20 protein-coding genes and 1 pseudogene are annotated in these 23,978 nt (G+C 61.1%); 19 read left to right on the forward strand and 2 right to left on the reverse strand.

The annotated features are described in order from the left end of the window. Positions 1 to 8: 8 nt before the first annotated feature. The 9 genes from K9B32_RS26215 to K9B32_RS26255 all read left to right on the forward strand — a co-directional run bounded on the left by K9B32_RS26215 (position 9) and on the right by K9B32_RS26255 (position 9,746). Positions 9 to 1,034: a fumarylacetoacetate hydrolase family protein gene (locus tag K9B32_RS26215; RefSeq protein ID WP_224567792.1), complete on the forward strand. Its 1,026-nt coding sequence runs from the start codon at positions 9 to 11 to the stop codon at positions 1,032 to 1,034. Beyond that, entirely contained in the window at positions 1,031 to 1,669 is a 639-nt protein-coding gene (gene maiA / locus K9B32_RS26220; protein WP_224567794.1) for a maleylacetoacetate isomerase, read from the forward strand. The genes K9B32_RS26215 and maiA overlap by 4 nt, the downstream gene beginning before the upstream one ends. Before the next feature lie 211 nt (positions 1,670 to 1,880). After that, positions 1,881 to 3,578, forward strand: a complete 1,698-nt coding sequence (locus K9B32_RS26225; protein ID WP_411969753.1) for an ABC transporter substrate-binding protein — start codon at positions 1,881 to 1,883, stop codon at positions 3,576 to 3,578. Between the two features lie 22 nt (positions 3,579 to 3,600). Next, a complete protein-coding gene (locus K9B32_RS26230) occupies positions 3,601 to 4,584 on the forward strand; it encodes an ABC transporter permease (protein WP_224567798.1) in 984 nt (327 codons plus the stop codon). Continuing rightward, entirely contained in the window at positions 4,581 to 5,483 is a 903-nt protein-coding gene (locus tag K9B32_RS26235; RefSeq protein WP_224567800.1) for an ABC transporter permease, read from the forward strand. Before K9B32_RS26230 ends, K9B32_RS26235 begins: the two co-directional genes overlap by 4 nt. Then, entirely contained in the window at positions 5,480 to 6,292 is an 813-nt protein-coding gene (locus K9B32_RS26240) for an ABC transporter ATP-binding protein (RefSeq protein WP_224567803.1), read from the forward strand. The genes K9B32_RS26235 and K9B32_RS26240 overlap by 4 nt, the downstream gene beginning before the upstream one ends. Further along, the gene (locus tag K9B32_RS26245) at positions 6,289 to 7,221 is read left to right on the forward strand and encodes an ABC transporter ATP-binding protein (RefSeq protein WP_224567805.1); all 933 of its coding nucleotides are present in this window, start codon (positions 6,289 to 6,291) and stop codon (positions 7,219 to 7,221) included. Before K9B32_RS26240 ends, K9B32_RS26245 begins: the two co-directional genes overlap by 4 nt. 11 nt (positions 7,222 to 7,232) lie before the next feature. Then, positions 7,233 to 7,703, forward strand: a complete 471-nt coding sequence (locus tag K9B32_RS26250) for a GNAT family N-acetyltransferase (RefSeq protein WP_224567807.1) — start codon at positions 7,233 to 7,235, stop codon at positions 7,701 to 7,703. Positions 7,704 to 7,724: 21 nt separating this feature from the next. Continuing rightward, positions 7,725 to 9,746, forward strand: coding sequence for a beta-N-acetylhexosaminidase (locus K9B32_RS26255; protein ID WP_224567809.1), 2,022 nt, complete (start codon positions 7,725 to 7,727; stop codon positions 9,744 to 9,746). 5 nt (positions 9,747 to 9,751) lie between these two features. Here the strand turns inward: K9B32_RS26255 and K9B32_RS26260 are convergent, their stop codons facing one another. After that, positions 9,752 to 10,948, reverse strand: coding sequence for an ROK family transcriptional regulator (locus tag K9B32_RS26260; RefSeq protein WP_224567811.1), 1,197 nt, complete (start codon positions 10,946 to 10,948; stop codon positions 9,752 to 9,754). A 256-nt stretch (positions 10,949 to 11,204) separates the two neighbouring features. Between K9B32_RS26260 and K9B32_RS26265 the strand changes: the two genes are divergently transcribed. The 9 genes and pseudogenes from K9B32_RS26265 to K9B32_RS26305 all read left to right on the forward strand — a co-directional run bounded on the left by K9B32_RS26265 (position 11,205) and on the right by K9B32_RS26305 (position 22,019). Then, on the forward strand, positions 11,205 to 12,380 hold the full coding sequence (locus K9B32_RS26265; RefSeq protein WP_224567813.1) for a Gfo/Idh/MocA family protein: 1,176 nt from the start codon (positions 11,205 to 11,207) through the stop codon (positions 12,378 to 12,380). Positions 12,381 to 12,385: 5 nt separating this feature from the next. Next, entirely contained in the window at positions 12,386 to 13,558 is a 1,173-nt protein-coding gene (locus K9B32_RS26270; RefSeq protein ID WP_224567815.1) for a dihydrodipicolinate synthase family protein, read from the forward strand. Between the two features lie 48 nt (positions 13,559 to 13,606). After that, on the forward strand, positions 13,607 to 14,431 hold the full coding sequence (locus K9B32_RS26275) for a sugar phosphate isomerase/epimerase family protein (RefSeq protein ID WP_224567817.1): 825 nt from the start codon (positions 13,607 to 13,609) through the stop codon (positions 14,429 to 14,431). Positions 14,432 to 15,976: 1,545 nt separating this feature from the next. Further along, positions 15,977 to 16,642, forward strand: a complete 666-nt coding sequence (locus tag K9B32_RS26280; protein ID WP_007800526.1) for a GntR family transcriptional regulator — start codon at positions 15,977 to 15,979, stop codon at positions 16,640 to 16,642. A 419-nt stretch (positions 16,643 to 17,061) separates the two neighbouring features. Then, a pseudogene (gene bioB / locus K9B32_RS26285) lies at positions 17,062 to 17,991 on the forward strand (biotin synthase BioB); the annotation flags it as partial. Continuing rightward, a complete protein-coding gene (locus K9B32_RS26290; protein WP_224567821.1) occupies positions 17,988 to 19,133 on the forward strand; it encodes an 8-amino-7-oxononanoate synthase in 1,146 nt (381 codons plus the stop codon). The pseudogene bioB and the gene K9B32_RS26290, both read left to right, overlap by 4 nt. Further along, positions 19,130 to 19,768 carry a dethiobiotin synthase gene (bioD, locus tag K9B32_RS26295; RefSeq protein WP_224567823.1) on the forward strand — a complete coding sequence of 213 codons (639 nt, stop codon included), beginning with the start codon at positions 19,130 to 19,132 and terminating at the stop codon, positions 19,766 to 19,768. The genes K9B32_RS26290 and bioD overlap by 4 nt, the downstream gene beginning before the upstream one ends. Continuing rightward, the gene (locus K9B32_RS26300) at positions 19,765 to 21,033 is read left to right on the forward strand and encodes an adenosylmethionine--8-amino-7-oxononanoate transaminase (protein WP_224567825.1); all 1,269 of its coding nucleotides are present in this window, start codon (positions 19,765 to 19,767) and stop codon (positions 21,031 to 21,033) included. Before bioD ends, K9B32_RS26300 begins: the two co-directional genes overlap by 4 nt. Further along, positions 21,030 to 22,019, forward strand: a complete 990-nt coding sequence (locus K9B32_RS26305; RefSeq protein ID WP_224567827.1) for a beta-ketoacyl-ACP synthase III — start codon at positions 21,030 to 21,032, stop codon at positions 22,017 to 22,019. The genes K9B32_RS26300 and K9B32_RS26305 overlap by 4 nt, the downstream gene beginning before the upstream one ends. Positions 22,020 to 22,274: 255 nt before the next feature. Here the strand turns inward: K9B32_RS26305 and K9B32_RS26310 are convergent, their stop codons facing one another. Then, the gene (locus K9B32_RS26310) at positions 22,275 to 22,706 is read right to left on the reverse strand and encodes an Lrp/AsnC family transcriptional regulator (RefSeq protein ID WP_224567829.1); all 432 of its coding nucleotides are present in this window, start codon (positions 22,704 to 22,706) and stop codon (positions 22,275 to 22,277) included. A gap of 129 nt (positions 22,707 to 22,835) precedes the next feature. On the opposite strand from K9B32_RS26310, the gene K9B32_RS26315 reads away from it, so the two are divergent. Next, positions 22,836 to 23,939, forward strand: coding sequence for a saccharopine dehydrogenase family protein (locus K9B32_RS26315; protein WP_224567831.1), 1,104 nt, complete (start codon positions 22,836 to 22,838; stop codon positions 23,937 to 23,939). Positions 23,940 to 23,978 lie beyond the last annotated feature (39 nt).

A 23,978-nucleotide genomic window follows, 5' to 3' on the forward strand; every position in this document is an offset into this window, starting at 1 on the left:
CAGATTCCATGAAACTCGCCACACTCAAAGATTCCACCAGGGACGGCCAGCTGATCGTCGTCTCCCGCGACCTGACGCGCTTTGCCCATGCCGGCGAGGTCGCCCGCACCCTGCAGGCGGCGCTGGACGACTGGCCTGCAGCCGCGCCAAAACTTGCCCGCATCGCTGAGCGACTGGAAGCCGGCTCGGAGCCATCTGAGCCCTTCGACCAACGTCATGTGCGTTCGCCGCTGCCCCGCGCCTACCAGTGGGCCGATGGATCGGCCTACGTCAACCATGTCGAACTGGTGCGACGAGCTCGAAACGCCGATATGCCCCGCACGTTCTGGACCGATCCGCTGATGTACCAGGGTGGATCCGACAGCTTTCTTTCACCTCGCGACCCGATCCTTGCTACCGACGAGACGTATGGCATCGACATGGAAGGCGAGGTCGCCGTTATTGTCGACGACGTCCTGATGGGAGCGACACCCGAGCAGGCACGCAACGCAATCCGGCTGGTGATGCTGGTAAATGACGTGTCGTTACGGGGCCTTATTCCCGATGAACTCGCCAAGGGATTTGGTTTCTTCCAATCGAAGCCATCATCGACCTTCTCACCCGTCGCCGCAACGACAGACGAGCTTGGCGAGGCGTGGAAGGATGGCAAGATCCATCTTCCCCTGCTGGTGAGCCTGAATGGCATCCCGTTTGGCCGTGCCAATGCCGGCGTGGACATGACATTCGACTTCGGGCAACTTGTTTCGCATGCAGCAAAAACGCGCGCGCTGGCGGCAGGCTCGATCATCGGTTCCGGGACTGTCTCCAACAAGCGTGATGGCGGCCCCGGTAAGCCCATCGCCGAAGGCGGCGATGGATATTCCTGTATCGCCGAGATCCGGATGATCGAAACGATCGAGCTCGGCGGACCGAGGACACCTTACCTGCACTTCGGCGATACCGTACGCATCGAGATGAACGACAGGCATGGTGCATCGATTTTCGGCGCGATCGAGCAGATGGTGCAGCGCTACAGTGGGGATGAGCGCCAATGACAGAGATCGTGCTCTACGACTACTGGCGTTCCTCGGCGAGTTACCGGGTCCGCATTGCCCTTCGAACGCTGGGGCTTGCCTATGATACCGTACCGATCGACCTGCTTTCCTCGGCCCACAAGGATCCTGATTATCTGAGCATCAATCCCCAGGGCTTGGTTCCGAGCCTGCGCATCGATGGGCATACGCTGACGCAATCGCTGGCCATCATCGAATACCTTGCCGAGACAAGACCAGAAGGCCGGTTCCTGCCCGATACCGTCGTGGGGCGGCAACGGGTGAGGGCGCTGTCCTATGCCGTTGCGATGGACGTCCATCCGATCTGCAACCTCAACGTCGTCTCCCACGTCGCCCGCCTTACCGGCGATGAGGGCGCGCGAACGGAATGGATGATCAAGTTCATCGGCAGCGGACTACGCGCACTCGAGCAGATGCTTGACAATCCGACGACGGGCCGCTTCTGCTTTGGCAACACGCCGACAATGGCCGATTTCTGCATCGTGCCGCAGGTCTACAACGCCCGTCGCTCAGGGATCGAAATGTCGGCGTTTCCGCGCGTCGCGCGCATTGCCGATGCGTGCAATGCACTGCCGGCCTTCAAGGCAGCCCATCCGGACGCCGTCAGGCCGGCGTAAACTCCACCGGTCGTGAAGCATCGTTCACGCTTGCCTGTGGCAACCCTCCACACGCCTTCTTCCTCCATGCTTCGGCGTATTCCACCGCCACTTTGTGGTTCCCGCGAATAATTTTCCGCGCCTCGGATTGACCGATACGAAAAATCGTAGTTTGATTAAATCAAATTGATTGACTAAATCAAATCAAGCTCAAAAGAGGGAACTTAAGACCATGAAAACAAGGCATTATTGCGCGTTTTCGCGCCGCGCTATCCTTTTGTCTGCGACGGGCCTCGCAGTCTCTCTCATGACCAACGGAGGCGTCCTCGCAACGCCGGTCAACGCTGAGGCAACGCTGTCGATGCATATCGAGGAGCAGACGAGCTGGGTCAGGAATTTCAACCCCTTCGACCTCGCGGGCCGACGCCAGAGCACGATGGATTTCATCTACGAGCCGCTGGTAATCTTCAATGCCGATGACGGCGGCAAACCCATTTTCCGGCTCGCTACAAGCTACAGGTTTTCCGACGACCTCAAGTCGATCACCTATGTCTTGCGCGATGGCGTCAAATGGTCGGACGGCCAGCCGCTAACGTCCGCGGACGTCAAGTACACGCTGGAACTGATGCTCAAGAACCCGGCGACCGATACCGTCGGCGTCGGTGAGACAGTCGCGTCGGTCGAGGCGCCGTCGCCAAGCGAAGTCAAGATCAACCTCAAGGACGTCAATACCGAGTTCCCCGAATCGCTTGCCGATTTCCCTGTCGTGCCGGAACACATCTGGAAGGACGTCGCCGATCCGGTTGCCTTCAAGAACGAGAACCCGGTCGGCTCCGGCCCGATGACCGAGATCCGCCGTTTCACGCCACAGGTCTACGAACAGTGCCGCAATGCGAACTATTGGGATGCAGCCTCGCTGCATGTCGATTGCCTGAAACTCCCGCAGATATCGGGCAATGATCAGATGCTGGCACTATTGCCGGAAGGCACGATGGACTGGATCGGTTCGTTCCTGCCACAGATCGACAAGACATTCGTGGCGCTGGATCCCAAGAACAACGGCTATTGGCAGCCGCCAGCCGAAACCGTTGCGTTCCAGATGAACCTGAAGACCGGCAATGCCGCAAACGCTCAGGCTTTCAATGATCTCAATTTCCGCCGCGCCTTCAGCCTCGCCATGGATCGCACTTCGATGGTCGATGTCGCGGGCTTCGGCTATCCGGTCGCCAGCCAGCATGCAAGCGGCCTGCCACCGCGCTTCGAAGCCTGGCGCAACAAGGCAGCCGAAGGTGCCGCCGACGAGTGGATGGCCTATGATGTCGACAAGGCAAATAAGGTACTCGACGACGCCGGCTACAAGAAGGGCGCCGACAGCTTCCGGTCGACGCCGGGCGGGCAACCGATCGCCTTCACGATCATCATCCCCAACGGCTGGACCGATTGGATCGACGATGCCCAGATTGCCGCGGAGGGGCTGCGTGCGGCCGGCCTCAACGTATCGGTAGCAACGCCGGAGTACGAGCAGTGGCAGAAACAATTGCTCGACGGCAGCTTCGATGTCGCCTTGAATTCCCGCGCCGACGGCTCGACACCCTTCCGCGGCTACTACCAGTCGATGTCGACCGCCTTTGCCGGTCGTATCACGAGCGCGGCGACGCGCTACTCCAATCCGAAGCTGGACGAGGCGTTCAACGCCTACCGCAAGGCGACGAGCGACGACGAACGCCGGAGGCTCTTCGATGAGATCCAGGTGATCGTCGCGGACGACATGCCGATGGTGCCAGTGTTCAACGGCCCCACATGGTATCAGTATTCGACCAAGCGCTTCACCGGCTGGGTGACGGACAAGGAACCCGTCATGAACCCGGAAAACCATGACAACAACCGTATGCGTCTCGTGCACCTGCTGCGTCTGAAGCCCGTGCAATAAGCTCGGCTAGGGAAGCAACGGCATGCGTATTTCCTCTCGACGCCTCGGCGTCTACGCGATCGCGCTGGTGTTTGCGATTGTCATGAACTTCACGGTTCCCCGGCTGATGCCGGGGACCCCCGTCGACGCGATGATCGCCCAGCTCGGCTCTCGCGCCACACCCGCCGCGATCGAAGCGATAAAGGCGCGCTTCGGCGCAGTCGATGCGCCGATCACCGCCCAATTCGTTGACTATCTGAAAGGGTTGGCAACACTCGATCTCGGGGTTTCGGTGAAATACTATCCGCAGACCGTCGTCGAGGTGCTCGCTCGCTCGACCCTGTGGACGGCCTTCCTTGTCATCACGGCGATCCTGTTTTCCTTGCTCGTCGGCGTGACGCTTGGCGCGGTGGCCGCGTGGCGGCGCGGCGGCCGTTTCGACACGATCGTTTCGCCCCTGTCGGTCGTCATGATCGCCGTTCCGCCGGTGATCGTGGCACTGACGACGCTCTTCGTGTTCGGCGTGTCGCTCCGCTGGTTTCCCGTCGGCTATGCCTACGATCCGGGCCTGGACCCCGGATTGAATTTCGCTTTCGTCGGAAGCGTCTTCTTTCACGCGATCATGCCGGTGCTGACACTGTCGCCGTACCTCATCGGCGAATTCCAGACGACGATGCGATCGTCGATGATTTCCGTGCTTGGCGAAGATTACGTCACCATGGGTCGGGCCAAGGGATTGACCTCGATGACCGTGATGTTCGGCTACGGTGCAAGAAACGCCATGCTCCCGGTGTTGACGAACCTTGCGCTGATGCTTGGCGCCGTCTTCGGCGGATCGATCGTTACCGAGATCGTCTTCAACTATCCGGGTCTCGGCCTGACCTTGTTTACCGCAAGCGTCGCCCGCGACTATCCCGTCATCCAGGGGCAGCTGCTGTTGATGACGCTGGCAACGCTTGGAGCCAACCTCCTCGTCGACATCATTTATGGTCTCGTTGACCCCAGATTGCGGGAGGCCGCCGAATGAATGCCGCCCTGAAACTGATCCGCCAGCAGCGCAAGGCGATCGTCGGTCTCGTTATCATCTTGGCACTTTGCCTGATGGCGATCCTGGCGCCGGTCATCGCGCCAGCGAACCCGAGCGCACGTGTTGGCCGGTCGCATCAGCCGCCAACGTTCGAGCATGTCATGGGCACGACGAAGATGGGCCGTGATGTCTACACCCAGTTCGTCTGGGGTGCGCGCACATCGATCGCAGTCGGTTTTGCGACAGGCATCGCCATCACGCTTCTTGGCACGGTGATCGGTCTGATAGCCGGCTATGTCGGCGGCCGCACGGATGCCGCGCTCGACCTGGCAACGAATGCCGTCCTTGTCATACCGAACATACCGCTTCTCATCCTGCTTGCATCGTTTGCCGGCACCGTCGGGCCGCTCGCGATCATGGCAATCATCGCTTTGACTTCCTGGCCCTGGGGAGCGCGCATGACCCGATCGCAAACGCTTGCGCTGCGGACCCACGATTTCGTCACGGCTGCGCGAATGATTGGCGAACCGGGCTGGCGCATCGTCTTCGTGGAGCTCCTGCCGAACCTGCTGCCGCTCATTGGCATCAACCTCGTCGGCAGCATCATCTACGCCATCGTCGCGCAGACGACCCTGGAATATCTCGGCTTCGGCGACCCCTTGCAGGTCAGTTGGGGAACCATGCTCTATAACGCGCAGAACTCGTCGGCGATCATCCTTGGCGCATGGTGGGATATCGGAGCGCCGGCCGCCGGCATCGCGCTGATCGGCCTCGGCCTGGCGCTTGTCAACTTCACGTTTGACGAGATCGCCAATCCGCAGCTTCGCTCCGGCCCTGCACTCAGCCGCTGGCTCAGGCTCAATCGTGCACGCAATCGCAATCTGGAGGCTGCCCAATGAGCAATGATCTCCTTGAGATCCGCAACCTCAACGTCGACTATCTGCTCGACAAGGGCGAGTTCCGAGCGGTGAAGGATGTGACCTTCAGCATCGGTCGAGGCGAGTTGTTCGGCCTTGCCGGCGAGTCCGGCTGCGGCAAGAGCACGATCGCCTATGCCATCACTCGCCTGTCGAAACCGCCAGCCTGGGTCGCCAGCGGCGAAATCCTTCTGGACGGGCAGAACCTTTTGCAGTTGCCCCACGGGGAGATGCAGAAGATCCGCTGGAAACGCGTCGGCATGGTCTTCCAGAGCGCCATGAACTCGCTGAACCCGCTGATGCGCATCGATGCGCAGTTTCATGACGTGCTGCATCGGCACGCGGGTTGCTCGAAAAGCCAGTCGCGGCAACAGGCCGAAGCGATGTTCAGGCTGGTTGGTATTCCGGCCAGCCGTATTTCGGACTATCCGCACCAGTTTAGCGGCGGCATGCGACAGCGCATCGTTATCGCCATCTGCCTGGCGCTGAGGCCGGAATTGATCATCATGGACGAGCCGACGACCGCGCTCGACGTCGTCGTGCAGCGGGAGATCCTCGAGCAGGTCATCGACCTGCAGCGAACTTACGGCTTCTCGGTGCTTTTTATCACCCACGACCTGCACCTGATGGCACAGCTTTGCCACCGCATCGGGGTCATGCTGAAAGGCGAACTCGTCGAGGTCGGTGACGTCAGGCAGGTTAGCCAGGCGCCGGTGCACGACTATACCCGCAAACTATGGAACGCCATACCGCAGCTCCCGAGCCGGCACCTGGCGGGAGCGATCGCATGAGCACGAGCCCTCAACTGTCTACGGCTCCGTCCGAGCCGGTGATCCGTCTGACCGACATCGAACGCCGCTTCGGCCCTGTTCACGCTTTGCGCGGGATCTCGCTATCGCTCCATGCCGGCAGGGCTCTTGCGCTTGTCGGGGAATCTGGCTGCGGCAAGACCACCTGCGCCCGCATCATCGCGCGCATGGATCAGCCGACATCGGGCAAGCTTTGGTTCAGGGGACGCGATTTCACCGCCGTCGGTCCGGCTCTGGACGAGCGCGCTTACCGGCGGGAGGTCCAGATGGTGTTTCAGGATCCATTCTCGTCGCTCAATCCCGTTTTTTCGATCGAGCACCACTTGTCGCGACCGCTGATTCTGCACAAGCATGCCGAGGGCAAGGCGGTCCTGGCGGATGCTGTCTCGACGCTCCTTGCCGATGTCGGACTTGATCCTGCGCTCACCAAACGAAAGTTTCCGCACGAGCTCTCGGGCGGCCAGCGGCAACGCGTCAATATTGCGCGTGCGCTCGCGGTACAGCCGGGCGTGCTTGTGGCCGACGAGCCGACCTCGATGCTCGACGTGTCGATCCGCATGGGAATTCTCGAGCTTCTTGCGCGCATCAAGCGTGAAAAGAACCTCGCGCTTCTCTACATCACACACGACATAGCGACGGCCGCGCATGTCGCTGAGGAAATTGTCGTGATGTTTGCCGGTCAGATGGTCGAGTGGGGGGATACGAACGCGGTTATCGGTAGTCCACGGCACCGATACACGCAACTGCTGCTGTCGGCCGTACCCGATGGCGGCAAGCCGTTCGTCACCGGAGGAAGTGCTCGCTTTCTCGAGCAGGCCGAAAAGGTCCGTGCGCTCAGCCGGCCGCCGTCGGCGGCCGTCGAACAGGTCGGGCCAAACCATTTCGTCCGCCCGCTTGCGGCATCGAACTAAGGGAGGCAACCTTGGACTACCTCGTCAATTTATCGGCCCTCGAGCCGAATGCCGATCTCACCAAAAGGATGAAGGATCTTGGCGTGACGATCCGGCGCCCACTCGCTCCGGAAGCCAAACTCGTGGCCAAATGGGTCGCTGGAGAATTTGGCGACGGCTGGGCGAGCGAGACGGCTGTCGCACTGACCCGCCAGCCACCAACCTGCTTTATCGCAACCCGTGACCAGCGGCTGGTCGGCTTTGCGTGCCATGAATCCATCGCGCGCAGCTTTTTCGGACCGACCGGCGTCGAGCAAGGATCGCGCGGGCTGGGGATCGGACACGCCCTGCTGCTTGCCAGCCTCTTCGATCTCAGAACCATGGGCTACGGATACGCCATCATAGGCGATGTCGGGCCTGCCGCCTTCTACGAGAAGGCCGTGGGCGCCATGCCGATCCCCAATTCCGCTCCCGGCGTCTATGCCGGAATGCTCAAAACCTAATCCCCGCAACGCTATCAAGAGATGATCATGTCGATACAGCGCCAACCCGCCCTGCGGCTCGAAAGCTCATGGCTCCCCGCTTTGGAAGAACGAGCCCAGGCCTATACACTCACTCTCAAGAACCTTTCGTCGAAGTCGATTGCCGATTTCACCCTCTGCATCAGCGGACCGGGACGGGTCGATCCAGCGGTTCAGATCGAGGGTGGCACGATCGGTCGCCGGCTATCGAACTTCACCGAATTTCTGCCGCCCGAAAATTTCGAGCTTGAGGCGGGCAAGACCTGGACGTTGACCATCTCCTCCCTCAGCTGGCCATTTCAACATTGGACGGATGGGGCAACCGGCGCCTATGTGGCTTTCGCCAACGGCAGCACGCTTGCGCTATCGGTGGAGCCGACCCGATCGCTCGCCAACAATGCGCCATTGAAGCGCGGCGCAGAAATCTACCCCGTGCCGGCCAATCCGCCGGTGCCTGTCGCGATCGTGCCGTGGCCGAACGAGGTGTCGGTATCGGGCAAGCGTTCGGTCCCTCCGGGGTTCGCGCTCAACGCCAGCAATCCCCAGGCAATTGCCGCGGCGACTGCCTTTACCGGTCTCGTCGAACAGCTCTTTGCCGTCGAGGGGATTGTTCGTCCTGCCTCCGAAGGCGGAATGCCTGTCATGCTTGATGTGATCGACGGCTTCGCGTCGGAGGCCTATGGCATTTCCTTCGCCGGCGATATCGTTCGCATTTCCGCCAGCACGCATACGGGCTTGCTCTACGGCCTGATCACGCTTGCGCAGATTTGGCGTGGCGCGCACCTCTATCCGCACGCATTCCGCTTCCCCGTTGAAGGCGAGATCCGCGACGAGCCATCCATGGGATGGCGGGGCTTGCATCTCGATGTGGCCCGACAGTTCTATGGCAAGGCCGAAATCAAGAAGTTGCTCAGTATCCTCGCCTGGAACAAGGTCAATCGCTTTCATTGGCACCTTTCGGACGACGAGGCCTGGCGCGTCGAAATCGACGCCTATCCAGCCCTGACCAACGTCGGCGCCTGGCGCGGACATGGCCTTGCCATACCGCCGCTGCTCGGTTCCGGCGCAGCCCGCACCGGCGGTTATTACACCAAGGCTGCGGTTCGCGAGATCGTGGCGCACGCCAGGGAGCTTGGCATCGAGGTCGTGCCGGAGATCGACGTCCCTGGACATTGCTATGCCATGCAGCAGGCGATCCCGGAACTTCGCGACCCGCAGGAAGCCGGAAGCTACTATTCGGTCCAGGGCTTCCCTGATAACTGCGTGAACCCGGCCCGCGAGAAGACCTATGAGGTTTTGGAAACCATCTTCCGCGAACTGATCGAGCTCTTCCCCTTCAAGACGATCCATATCGGCGCCGACGAGGTGCCCCTTGGCGCCTGGTCGGGCTCGCCGGAAGCGTTGGCGCGGCTGCGCGAGATCGGCGGAGACGCCATGGCCGAGGCACATGCCAAGCGTCTCAACGTCATCACCAATACGCACGGCGCCGATGACATCGACGGATCGGGGGCCGCCGTTTTGCAATCCGTGTTTCTTGCAAGGATCCAGAAGTTCCTCGCCGAACAAGGTTGCGTCACCGGTGGATGGGAAGAAGCGGCGCACGGCGACGTCATCGACAAGACGAAGAGCTATCTCTGCGGCTGGCGTAGCGTCGAAGTTTCGGCAGCACTTGCCGGTCAAGGCTACGAGATGGTCGTCTGCCCAGGGCAGGTCTACTACCTCGATATGGCCAACAGCCCCGATTGGGATGAGCCGGGCGCCAGCTGGGCCGGGTGGTCGGAGCCGGAGAAGCTCTACAATTTCGATCCGGTGGAAGGCTGGAGCGACGAGCAGAAGGAGAAGTTGCGCGGCATCCAGGCCTGCATCTGGTCAGAGCCGATGACCGATCGCGCGGTCTTCGACCGCCTGGTGTTTCCGCGGATCTCGGCGCTTGCAGAGAGCGCCTGGACGAAGCCGGCCGACAAGTCCTGGGAGCGTTTCAAGGCGGTCTCGGGACTGATGCCGGTCCTCTACGCCTATCCGTGAGGCTATCAGCCTAGAGGCTTTTGAAGGACATCGAACTGCGGGTTCGTTTCCGAAAAGATCGGCAGTGCCGCAGCGCCCAAGATCGCCGTGTCTCTGCCGGTCGCTCCGATCATGATGCGGGGAAGGTTTCGCTCCTCCCCCGGATTCACGGGCGTATGCAAGGGCTCCAGCTGACGAGCGAGGCGCTGCAGCAGCGATGGAGGCATCGAACCGCCAAGCACGATCGTCTGCGGGTCGAAGGCCAGCTCCAGAAAATCGATTGTCTGACGCAAGGGTTCGGCAGCAGCCTCTGCCCAGGCGTCAATCCGAGTGTTCCCTTGCTCGATCAGGGCGGCAAGGGTTTCGGGATCGTGCTGTTCAAGATCACGAATGTCGAGATACTCATAGGCCGAGCCGAGCGAGACATAGCGGTCAAGACAACCACGCTTGCCGCATACGCAGGCAAGACCATTCGGGACCACGATCATATGGCCGATCTCGCCGGCGTTGCTGCGGCTTCCCTTGTAGAGATGGCCGTCGAGAAACATGCCAGCACCAATGCCACCGCCGAGAAACAGATAGACAAAGCTGTTTAAGCCGCGAGCGACGCCGTAGAGCCGCTCGCCGATCGCAGCAGCCGTGGCGTCGTTCTCGACGAGAACGGGCACGCCAACAAGCGCTGCAAGTTCCCTGGCCACGGGAAAATCCTGCCAGCCAGGCAGTGTCACCGGGCTGAGCGATGTCACGCCTTCGGCGGCATAACGCCCCGGCATCGCAATGCCGGCACCAAGCAGGCGGGCGCGATCGAAGCGGAAGCTCCGTTGCAATTCGTCGGCGATACCGGCAAGGATCGGCATCGCTTCGCCGGGCGTCGGTCGGTCGACGGCCTTCTCGATCCGGGCCCGGACACGTCCCGAAAGGTCGGTCAGCACGCCAACCGCATGATCCCGCTCCAGCTCCAGACCAATGGAATAGGCACCGTTCGGATTGATCGAGTAGGGCGTGATCGGCTGTCCGCGAGCCGCCTTCTGCGGGACTTCCGCCTTCAGCAACTCAGCCCCTTCCAACTCCTCGACGATGTTCGATACCGTCTGCGTGCTGAGTGCCGTCAACCGAGCCAGTGCCGCCCGCGACAAAGGCCCGTTCGTTCGGATCGCTTCGATCACGACACGCCGGTTGTGCGATTTCGCCTGCTCTAGGTTGGTGCCAGAAATTGCCTTCATAGACTCGACTTGCCGGAATTCAAACCAATCACTTGGCTTACCGCATAAGGGGTTCTGCCACGGATATCCAGCGGTTTGCATCCGGCGTTCAGGGCAAAGCGGGAGGATTGCGCTACGGGATCGCCGCAACGAATGCAGGCGACGCTGCGGGAGTTCGGGGCCACAACAAGTGCGTGTTTCCTGGGCCGGGTTGACAGCATGGGGAGCGCATGTCACTTATGTAACTAAATAGTTATTTATTGGGAGGAAGACGCAGATGGCGACGATTTCGCTTGGCATTATCATGCATGGGATCACTGGCCGCATGGGCTATAACCAGCATTTGGTGCGGTCCATTCTGGCAATCCGCGAGCAGGGCGGCCTTCAGCTTTCCAACGGCGACCGCCTGATGCCCGATCCGGTCCTCGTCGGACGCAACGCCGACAAGATCGAAGCGATTGCCCGCAAGCACGGCCTGACGCGCACGACCACCGATCTCGATAGCGCCCTTGCTGATCCGCACAACAAGATCTTCTTCGATGCGGGCTCGACGCAAATGCGCGTTGCGCTGCTGAAAAAGGCAATCGAGGCGGGCAAGCATGTCTATTGCGAAAAGCCAATCTCGGAGACGCTCGAGGAGGCGCTTTCTGTTGCGGTGCTTGCCGAGCAGCGCGGCGTCAAGAATGGCGTCGTGCAGGATAAGCTCTACCTGCCAGGGCTGCGCAAGATCGCGTTGCTGAGGGACAGCGGCTTCTTCGGCAAGATACTCTCGGTGCGCGGAGAATTTGGCTACTGGGTCTTCGAAGGCGATTGGGGTGTGAAGGCGCAACGCCCCTCCTGGAACTATCGCGCGGCCGATGGTGGCGGCATGATCCTCGATATGCTGCCGCACTGGCGCTACGTGCTCGACAACCTATTCGGCGAGGTCAAGGCCGTCAGCTGCTATGGATCCACACATATCCCAAGTCGCGTTGACGAGAATGGAAAGACCTACCGGGCCGATGCCGACGATGCGGCCTATTCGACCTTCGAGCTCGAAGGCGGGATCGTCGCCCACATCAACTCCTCCTGGGCGGTTCGCGTGCGTCGTGACGACCTCGTGACCTTCCAGGTCGACGGCACCCATGGCTCGGCCGTGTGCGGCTTGACGAAGTGCTGGACCCAGCATCGCGTCAACACGCCGAAGCCGGTATGGAATCCTGACCAGCCGCAGACAATCGACTTCTACAAGACCTGGGACGAGGTGCCGGAAACCCAGTTGTTCGACAACGGCTTCAAGGCGCAGTGGGAAGACTACCTGCGCTACGTCGTCGAGGACGCACCGTGGAAGTTCACCCTGCGCGAAGGCGCCAAGGGCGTTCAACTTGCCGAACTGGCACACCAAAGCTGGAAGGAACGCCGCTGGGTCGATGTTCCCTCGCTCGCCGACTCCTCCGTCCGCAAGGTTGCCTGACGACCATGACAGCGACACTTCGTCTTCCCGTTTCCGGCGGTACCCTGCAGGATTACACGGTCGCCAACTCACCGCTTGCCGCACCGGAACGCCCGGCCGGCGGGCACGCCTTCAACCGCGTCGCCTTTGCCGCCGCGCACGTGGTGGTCGATCCGTTGGCCGACAACGATCCCTGGCTCGATCGCAACATCGATTGGGAGCGCACCGTCGCGTTCCGCGAATACCTGTGGGATCTCGGCCTCGGTGTGGCCGAGGCTATGGACACGGCCCAACGCGGCATGGGGCTTGACTGGACGGGCGCCAAGGAACTGATCGCCAATGTCCAATCGGCAGCGCGCAAACGCCCTGATGCGCTTATCGCCTACGGGGCCGGCACCGACCATCTGCCCCCCGGTCCGGATGTGAGCATTGACGATGTGACCCACGCATATGAAGAGCAGGTCGCCTACGTCGAAGAGCAGGGCGGCAGGATCATCCTCATGGCAAGCCGTGCTCTCGCCGCGGCCGCCAAGAGCCCTGAGGATTACGTGCGTGTCTATGACCGCATCCTGCGACAGGTTCGCCAGCCAGTAATCATCCATTGGCTCGGCGACATGTTCGATCCTGCGCTCGCCGGCTATTGGGGCTCGCGCAATGATACGCAGGCCATGGAGACGGCGGTCGCCATCATCAATGATCATGCAAGCAAGGTCGACGGCGTAAAGATTTCTCTGCTTTCAGCGGAGAAGGAGATCGTCATGCGCCGGAAGCTTGATCCGGCGGTCAAGATGTACACCGGAGACGACTTCAACTACGCCGAGCTTATCGCCGGGGACGAACAGGGGTACTCACACGCGTTGCTCGGTATTTTCGATGCCGTCGCGCCTGCGGCGAGCGCTGCTTTGCAAAAGCTTGCGGAAGACGATCTTACCGGCTTCCACGATATCCTGGCGCCGACCGTGCCGCTTTCGCGGCATATCTTCAAGGCGCCGACCCGGTTCTATAAGACCGGTGTCGTCTTCCTGGCCTACCTCAACGACTTCCAGAATCACTTCCAGATGCTCGGCGGCCAGCAGAGCGCGCGCTCGATCGTGCATCTTGCGGAACTCTTCCGCCTTGCCGACCAGGCTCGGGTTCTGCGTGACCCGGATCTTGCCACCGAACGAATGAAAACAGTCCTCGCCACAGCGGGGATTTGAAACACCACGGCATCCACTTCGCACCGGCGAGGTGAGGGAGGAACACGCATGGCAGTCGACGGCCTTTCGATCAATCTCGCGACCGTTCGCGAGCAGTACAATATGCGGCAGGCCGTCGAAGCCTGCCTGAAACAGGACATCCTCGCAATCGCCCCGTGGCGCGATCAGGTCCACGCCATCGGTCTCTCGGAAGCCGCTCGCATCGTCGCCGACAACAAGTTGCAGGTGACGGGCCTTTGCCGCGGCGGCATGTTCCCCGCGGCCGACGCAGCGGCACGCGCCGCAGCAATCGACGACAACAAAAAGGCGATCGATGAGGCTGCCGCTCTCAAAGCGGACTGCCTCGTCCTGGTCGTTGGCGGCCTGCCTGTAGGATCCCGAGATATCGCCCACGCGCGCGAAATGGTGGCCGATGGTATCGCCGCAATCCTCCCGCATGCGCACGCCGCCGGCATTCCGCTCGCAATCGAACCGCTGCATCCGATGTATGCTGCCGATCGTGCCTGCGTGAATACGCTCGAGCAGGCGCTCGATATCTGTGACCTACTTGGCGACGGCGTCGGCGTTGCCATCGACGTCTACCATGTTTGGTGGGATCCGAAACTGGAGCAGCAGATCGCGCGCGCCGGCGCGTCTCGCCGCATCCTGGCACACCACATCTGCGACTGGCTGGTTCCGACAACGGATCTTTTACTCGACCGCGGGATGATGGGAGACGGTGTCATAGACCTCAAGGGAATCCGCCGCACCATCGAAACGGCCGGCTATCGCGGCCCGCAGGAGGTGGAGATCTTTTCGGCGGGGAACTGGTGGAAACGACCGGGAGAAAAAGTGCTTTCGACGTGCGTCGATCGCTTCCGAAGCGTCTGCTGACGAGGCCAGCGTTACGTCGACTAAATCATTGGTTAACCACGCATATTTTCGCTTACGGCAATTAATTCCGCATTCGCTTCCGCTAGACCCTATTGCCTTGACCGGCGCCACAGACTGGAAAATGCCGCCAAAGGGGCTTTGCGGGGGGGGGCATCGGGTCCAAAATCAACCGCTTTCGCCTCCTGTGAACGGCCCTGCATCGTGAGCGTATTCACAGAATCCGGGATGAGACAGTGATTTGTCAACCGTATTCCGCCGGCTATCTGCGAAATCTTCAGCCAGCAAGGACCCTAGCGTGACGGGCTACCGGGCGAACCGACGCCCTTTTCAACGGCAGCACCGGACCGATGTCTCCCCAAATGTTCCCCGCGGGGAACTCTGTCTAACTGCGCAATGACAGCCGCCCGTCTCGCCACCAACGAGACTACCAAACCCATCCGACACCCTCCCTCTGCCGCAGCCTCACCCTACCTAGAGGCCTCTCCAAGGCCCTCCTACGAACCGGTGCTTCCCACTGTCAACCTCACTGGCGGCAGGCAAATGAAATGCCCTAGGCACTCCCGGTGATCGTTGCCGTGGCCTGTGTGCCGAACATCTTGCGCTAGTCCTGCCTGAGCGCCAGAGACCCCTGCCAGGAAAAGCGCGCCATCAAACGTCCCAGGGCATAGGAGGCCCACGGCTGCACGGCGTTCGCGCGCGACGCCGGCTCCACGCAACGACATCGATGTAAGCTGAGATCATCAGCAAACAGCTTATGCCGAGCCCACTATCCAGCTTCAAGCAGATGGCGCGATCACAAACCGCGCAACCAACCCAAGGCGTCGAGATGCTCTCACTGCCTCGCGCAGGCCGACCCAACGATTGCATGGTATATCGCCAAGGCGGACGCTTATGCCGACGACCACTGAACGCGCTTGAATCCGCAAGTGTCTTCACTCGTGCCGACCAGAGATCACTGTCGGCAACTGCTCGGGCTGCAGTCCGTCTCCTGTCCGCCTCGGCACCTCGCCCCGGCATACCAGTGTGGCGGTTCCGGGCAAAACCACCCCTCCATCGGGTCAAATTCGTGGATCCGCAAGGCGGGCGCGTTTGGTCGACGAGCGCAGAACATCTCTTGTGAATCCACAGGAGCCTTCAACGCCCGCTTGGATCAGCCACTCGTGGCGGCCGGAGACCGCCGACCACCTCGTCGCTCGTGTGCCGGCAGCGAGCCACGCCCTCTCGTTCGGACGCTTTCGGAGCAACGTAGCGACCAGAAACGAAATGACGCTTGAGGGCCCGGTTCCATGTCTGAAAAGCTGCTTCAGAGACACCATCGCCACCGCGATGCCGAGCAGTCAATCGGCCGCGCAGGATGCATGCAATCCCCTTAGCGAGACTCCTGAAGCCGCTTCGCGACGCCGCCAACATCAGGCAAGGATGCTGCCGGCCAGATTGTCATGATCCATCGTCTTCCCAAACCGTCGGATAGATGCCGCAGACAAATCCACAGCCACGCGTGGCACGCACCTCGACAGCGTCGAGCGCAGGAACTATCTCTAAAATATGACTATTCATAATGACGACACGATAGCCGGCCGTATAAGTCGCGCGCTCGCAGAGCGCATCGTGACCGGCGCCCTGCCGCCCGGCTCCAAGCTCAAGCAGGACCATATCGCCGAGGAGTTCGGATCGTCGCACGTCCCCGTGCGCGAGGCTTTGCGTCGCCTGGAAGCGCAAGGCCTCGCCGTCAGCGAACCGCGCCGCGGCGTTCGTGTTGCCTCCTTCGATCTCAAGGAGGTGCAGGAGGTTGCGAAGATGCGCGCCGCCCTCGAAGGTCTTGCACTGCGCCACTCGGCCGAACACCTCACGCCGTCACGTCTCGATCAAGCCGAACAGGCGACGATCGACGGCGACAATGCGCGCGATGTCCGCACCTGGGAAGAGGCCAATCGCAGATTCCACCGGCTCATCCTTGAGCCTTGCGGTATGCCACGCTTGCTCTCCGCCATTGACGACCTTCATGCCGCGAGCGCCCGATTTCTGTTCGCCACCTGGCTGACAGACTGGGAGCCACGGGTCGACAACGATCATCGCACCATTCTCACATTTCTTCGTGCCGGCAAGGTCGAAAATGCCGTGACCGCGTTGGAGCGGCACGTGCAATGGATCGGGGGACCGCCGCGGCGACTGCAGCATGCCTCCCGCGAGCGGTTTGCGATCGTCGGCTAGTGTCGACGACCGGAAAGCCCGACGTGGTTTACACCCGGTCCAATAGTGTCACACTGCTCCGTCTGCACACCCGAAATGGACGAGCTAGTCCACCGCCCTTGCGGCGCCCTTACCGCAAGTTAAGGCATACTCGCTCCTGGCAGGCACGCCTGATCCCGGCTGTTGCAGTAGCCTGGGCCAGACGTCCTGAGGACGCAGGCCCGACCGAGCGCCTGCTTGGCGGCCCACTCCGTCATCAGGGATGACCAGAAAAACACGCTTGCCTAATACCATTTCAGACAATTATAGATAAAAATATCTTCTATCTACGAATCGAAGCTTCATGACGAGAGGATTTTGGACCAATGCAGTCCCCTTCAGCGAATTCGACGCAAGAAATCAAAGGCAGCAGCGCTCCCTTAGGCTTCGCAACCCACTCAGAAGCTCAGATTATCTATAATTTGCCCTTCAACGACCTTCTCTATCGTGCTCACGGCGTCCACCGTGCCAACTTCGACCCGAACGCGGTGCAGATGAGCCGCCTCCTCTCGGTCAAGACCGGCGGATGCGCCGAGGATTGTGGCTATTGCAGCCAGTCCGCCCACTATCCGACCGGGCTCAAGGCTTCAAAACTGATGGAAGTCGAGCGCGTTCTCGCCGAAGCGCGAAAGGCCAAGGACGGGGGCGCCACGCGATACTGCATGGGCGCCGCCTGGCGCAGCCCCAAGGACCGCGACATGGATGCGATTGTCGCGATGGTCGAGGGCGTCCGCGCACTGGGGATGGAGACCTGTATGACGCTTGGGATGCTGACACCGCAGCAATCCGCCAGGCTCGCCGGCGCCGGCCTCGACTACTACAATCACAACATCGATACCTCCGAGCGTTTCTACAGCGAAATCATCACGACCCGCAGCTTTGCCGATCGGCTGGAGACCCTTGGCAATGTCCGTGAAGCGGGCATCAAGGTTTGCGCCGGCGGTATTCTCGGCATGGGCGAGACGGCGGAAGATCGCATCTCGATGCTTGTCACGCTTGCAAACCTGCCGACACCCCCCGAGAGCGTGCCGATCAACATGCTGATTCCGATCGCCGGCTCGAGGCTCGCCAATGCTCAGCCGATCGATCCGATCGATTTCGTTCGCACCGTCGCACTGGCACGCATTCTGATGCCCACCTCCTATGTCCGTCTGTCCGCAGGTCGGACGGACATGTCGGACGAGACCCAGGCGCTCTGTTTCTTTGCGGGCGCCAACTCGATCTTCGTGGGCGAGACCCTGCTGACAGCGGACAATCCCGGCGAGGATCAAGATGCGGCACTCTTTCGTCGCCTGGGGCTGAAGGCCGAGCAACTGGAGCGAGCGGAATGACCGCCGCCAACCTTGCGGTCTATGAGCGCAAGCTCGCCGGCCTTGATCGCAAGGGGAGGAGCCGGAGCCTCGTCGCGCTATCCGGCACCGATTTCACCTCGAACGACTATCTCGGCCTGGCCGATTCAATGCGGCTCAAGGACGCCCTTCGCGACGCAATGGATCGCGGCGTGCCGGTCGGGGCAGGGGGCTCGCGGCTGCTTCGCGGCAATCATCCCGAGCATGAGGCGCTGGAGCAGGAGGCAGCCGCTTATTTCGGAGCGGCGCGGGCTCTTTACTTCGGCAGCGGCTATGCCGCCAATGTGGCGCTGTTTTCGACCTTGCCGCAGCGCGACGACATCATCGTCTACGACGCGCTGATCCATGCCAGCGCCCATGAGGGGGTCTCGAAAAGTCGCGCACCGTCGGTCGCAACCACACACAACGACGTCGACGCAGTCGCCGATGCGATCCGCACATGGCGTCGTGCCGGCGGCACGGGGCGCCCGTGGATCGCCGTCGAAAGCCTCTATTCCATGGACGGCGATCGCGCCCCGCTTCGCGAGCTGATGGAGCTTGCAACGCAGCATGATGGTTTTCTTATCATCGACGAGGCGCACGCGACGGGCGTCTACGGCCAGGGCGGGCGCGGTCTGTCGGAGGGTCTCGGTCATCCAGAAAACTGCATTACCCTGCATACCTGCGGCAAGGCGCTTGGCGCATCGGGCGCACTCATCCTTGGACCGGCTATCATCTGCGATTTCCTTATCAACCGCGCCCGGAATTTCATCTATTCGACAGCACCGTCTCCACTGATGGCTGCCACGGTGCGAGAGGCGTTGAGGATCCTCACCGATGAGCCCGAGCGGCGCGACAAGCTTGCCGGACTCGTATCTTACGCGAGTCGCGAGATGGAAGCGGCAACCGGGATGCACGCGAGCAAATCGCAGATTCTGCCCGTTGTGATCGGCGACAATCATCGCGCGGTGCTCATCGCCGAGCACTTGCGCCGCGAGGGCTTCGACGTCAGGCCCATCCGTCCACCAACCGTGCCCGAAGGCACGGCGCGGTTGCGCATCTCCATCACCTTGAGCGTCGATGAAACGACCGTCTCCCGATTGTTCGAGCACCTCGCCGTCACCTTGCGGGAGGAGCAGCAATGACGCAGCGCTTCGTCGTCACCGGCACCGATACGGGTATCGGCAAGACAGTCTTCTCGGCCGCTTTGACAGCCGCGCTCGGGGCACACTACTGGAAACCTGTTCAGGCGGGGCTCAACGAGGAGACGGATGCTGAAATCGTCGCCCGATTGGGCAGGGTATCACCCGACCGGATTGTCCCTGAGGCCTATCGGCTGAAGACGCCTGCATCCCCGCACCACGCGGCAGCGCTCGACGACGTGAGAATAGATCCGGACGCACTTGTGCCGCCGACGCCCGCCGGCCCGCTTGTCATTGAAGGCGCCGGCGGCGTTCTCGTCCCGCTGACATCAGACATCCTTTTTGCCGACGTTTTCGCCCGATGGCAGGCATCGGTCATCCTGTGCGCCAGAACCTCACTCGGCACCATCAATCATACGCTGATGTCGGTGGAAGCACTGCAGCGACGTTCGGTTCCCATCTTCGGCATTGCCTTTGTAGGCGAGGAGAGCATCGAGACGCAGAAGATCATTGTCCACATGAGCGGAGCGCGCGCGCTGGGTCGCCTGGAGCCAACAAGCCCGCTTACCCACGACCGACTGATGGCGGCCTTTCATCGCGGTTTCGACGTCGCGATGTTTCGGAGCCCGAAGTCATGACACGCTCCCCCGTATGGCATCCATTCACGCAGCATGCCCTTGAGCCAACGATGAAGAAGGTCGTGGGGACCGAAGGTGCCTATCTCATCGACGAGGCCGGCAACCGCATTCTTGATGCCATCTCTTCGTGGTGGGTGGTCACCCACGGCCATCGGCACCCGACAATCATGGAGGCTATCCGCACGGCAACCGAGTGCTACGACCAAATCATCTTTGCCGAATACACTCACGCCCCGGCGGAGGATCTTGCTCGAGGACTGATCGCCGTAAGCCCGGCAGGGCTTGAGCACGTCTTTTATTCCGACAGTGGCTCGACGGCCGTCGAAGTCGCGCTAAAGATGGCGCTCGGTTTCTTCCACAACACCGGGCGAGGTCGCGACCGGATCGTCGTCATGGAACATGGCTATCATGGCGACACGATCGGCACCATGTCCGTCGGCGAAAGGGGCGTCTTCAATGCGGCCTATGAACCCTTGCTGTTTGGCGTCGACCGGCTTGCCTTTCCAGAGCCAGGTACGGAGCAGAACACGCTTGACGCCTTCGAGCTCACCTGTCGCTCCGGCCGCGTTGCGGCACTACTGATCGAGCCGCTGGTGCTTGGCGCCGGTGGCATGAAGATGTTCGAGCCCTCGCTGCTTGGCGAACTCAGCAAGATCGCCCAATCCCACGGCGTGCTCCTGATCGCCGACGAGGTGATGACCGGCTGGGGCAGGACGGGCCCACTTTTTGCATCCGAACAGGCGGGCATTTGTCCCGACATCCTCTGCACATCGAAGGGATTGACCGGGGGCATTTTGCCGCTTGCCGCAACACTTTGCACAAGCGAGATCTTTGATGCGCATCTTTCGACCGACCGCCGCAAGACCTTCTTCCATTCGAGCTCCTACACCGCCAATCCGATCGCCTGTGCGGCTGCGGTCGCGAATTTGAAGATCTGGGCGCAGGAGCCGGTTCAGGCACGCATCGATCGCCTCGTTGCCCTGCAAGGGAAGGGGCTAGCTCGCTTTGCCGAAGATCGGCGCTTCCAGAATGTGCGTCAGTCCGGAACCATTGCCGCTCTGGACATGGCTGTTCCCTCAGACGGATATTTAGCCGACATAGGACCGCGGTTGCGCGCCTTCTTCCGCGAGCGTCAGCTTCTCATCCGCCCGCTTGGAAATGTCATCTATCTCATGCCGCCCTACTGCATATTGGAAACCGAGATCGACCGCCTCTATGATGCGATCGACGAGGCGGCAAGCGTGTTGATCGGAACTCCGGCATGAGGAACGTCCGCTCCGCGCGCATGGCAGGCTTCGGGCACAGTGTCCCCGGCCGTTGCGTTGAAAACGCCGAAATCGAACAATCCCTCGGACTGGAAACCGGCTGGATCGAGCGCCGCACGGGCATTCGCACGCGCTACTGGGTCGAAGAGGGCGACACCCTGAGCGGCCTTGCCACAGAAGCAGGAGCCATGGCGCTCGACAATGCCGGGATCGGCCGTTCTGAGATCGGCTTGACGCTGCTGGCAACCTCCACACCGGATCATCTGCTGCCACCAACAGCGCCGCTCGTGGCGCACAGGCTCAGACTGGAGAACTCCGGCGCAATCGACCTTGCCGGCGCCTGTTCCGGCTTCCTGTACGCACTGACGCTCGCAGACGCCTTCGTGCGCACACAGGGCAGGGCCGTTCTTGTCATCGCCGCCAATATCCTCAGCCGGCGCATCAACCCCGCAGAACGCGCCAGCTGCGTTCTGTTTGCGGATGCGGCGGGGGCGGTCGTGTTGACACCATCACGTGATCCCGCCGCCGGGATTCTTGGCGCCGACCTATGTTCGGATGGGAGCGGCTACGATCTGATTTCGATCCCAGCCGGTGGCAGCAACAGGCCTTTCTCCTCCAGCATGGCCGCCGACGAGTTTCTCATGACAATGCGGGATGGACGCGAGGTGTTTTCGCGGGCGGTCGAAATGATGAGTTCCGCGTCACAAAGGGCGCTCGATAGAGCCGCTGTAGACGCTGGCGAAATCACTCGCTTCGTGCCGCACCAGGCTAATGTCCGGATATTTCAGTCGGTCGCAGCCAACCTCGGGATAAAAGCCGAACGGACCGTCTGTTCGCTTGACCGATTTGGGAACTCTTCGGCTGCAACGATCCCGCTCTCGTTGTCGCTGGATGCCGCCAATCGACCTCTTCAGAATGGTGAATCCCTCCTTCTTACGGCGGCTGGCGCCGGACTTACCGGTGCAGCTGCCCTCTATCGCGCCTAGCGGTGGGTCCGACACGCGGACTTCAAGGGACCTGACTGTCGAGGCGGCACAGCGGCTTTACCAGCAAGATCGTCGTCAGGCCGCTATTCCATTTCTCGTCCGGATAGCGCCCAGCCTCACGATCGCCTCCACTCATGTTCAAAGGATGGACCTATCAGTTGGATCCAATCCAGCGTCTTGAGCCCACATATGGGGCGGGCGCGACGGCGATCGAGATTCCTTTAGGCAAAGATAGGCGCGCCAAACTTAAAGACGCTAGCGATTGATACGCGTCGACAAGATGATCGACGAGAGCGTTTTCTCGACGCCATCGATATCGCCAATTTTGTCGATGACCATGTCGAGTTCTCTGATCGATGCCGCCGCAACGATCGCGATCATATCAAAGCTGCCACTCACCGAATGGACGGAACGGACATGCGCAATCGACTGCAGTTCTTGCGTAACACGCCCGAGTGCCTTGGCCGCCAAGGTGATGAGCACATGCGCCTTTATCTGGCCGCCCTCGAAATCATCCGATAGCCGCACGCCATAGCCCGCAATAACGCCGTCCCGTTCCAGGCGCTCAATTTTCGCCTGCACCGTGGTACGCGACAAGCCAAGCCTGCGCGCTAGCACGGCGGTTGGCATACGGGCATTCTCGCTGAGAATCGACAGAAGCTGCCTATCCTTATCACTCATCGTCATATTGATTATTCTTACCGGCGAAACGCCAAAAAAATCTAGTCAATCTTATCATTCTCGCGCTGTGAATCAACCAAACAGACAGGAATAAAGAAGGCATAAAGATTTCTTGATCCAGTAGAGGGAACGCATATGAAAAACATTGTCGTCATCGGTGCCGGCAAGATCGGCTCGACGATCGCCCATCTTCTCATCCATTCCGGCGACTACCACGTCACGTTAGCCGACCGCAGCAAGCAGCAGCTGGATCACATGGAGGCGAATTCCACCCTCAGTCTTGCGGAAGTCGACATTGCCGACCACGCTTCGCTGGTCAAACTTCTCTCCGGCAAGTTTGCCGTCCTGAGTGCCGCCCCGTTCCATCTGACGATCGCAATTGCCGAGGCCGCCGCCGAGGCCGGCGTGCACTACCTCGATCTGACGGAGGACGTCGAATCCACGCGCCGCGTCAAGGCGATTGCGGCCAGCGCGTCCACCGCCTTTATTCCGCAGTGCGGCCTGGCTCCGGGCTTCATCTCGATCGTTGCAAACGATCTTGCCAGCCGCTTCGACACGCTCGACAGCGTCCGCATGCGCGTTGGTGCCCTCCCGCAGTATCCCTCGAATGCCTTGAACTACAATCTGACCTGGAGCACCGATGGCGTAATCAACGAGTACATCGAGCCCTGCGAGGCCATCGTCGACGGACAGCTGATCGAAGTTCCGGCCCTGGAAGAACGCGAAGAGTTCTCCCTTGATGGTGTGACCTACGAGGCCTTCAACACGTCCGGCGGCCTCGGCACCCTGTGCGAAACGCTGAAGGGCAAGGTGCGGACCCTGAACTACCGCACCATCCGCTATCCCGGCCATGCGGCCATCATGAAGGCGCTGCTCAGCGATCTTGGCCTGCGCCACCGCCGCGAAGTGTTGAAGGATATCCTGGAGCACGCGCTACCCTCGACGATGCAGGACGTCGTGATCATCTTCGTGACGGTTTCCGGCTGGAAGAATGGTCGACTTGTGCAGGAGACCTACGCCAACAAGGTCTACAGTGCTGTCGTTGCAGGTCGCATGATGAGCGCCATCCAGATCACCACCGCATCGAGCATCTGCGCCGTGCTTGACATGCTGGCCAAGGAAGAGCTGCCGACGAAGGGCTTCGTCCGGCAGGAAGATATCGGCCTCGACGCGTTCCTCGACAGCCGCTTCGGCCACTACTATGCCCAGAAGGCTTACGGCGAAAAGATCGCCGGCTAAGCGTCTCGGCGGAAGGTACCACTGAAAACGCCCGGAAGG

The organism is Rhizobium sp. 3T7, from assembly GCF_020166565.1.
Lineage (GTDB): Bacteria > Pseudomonadota > Alphaproteobacteria > Rhizobiales > Rhizobiaceae > Rhizobium.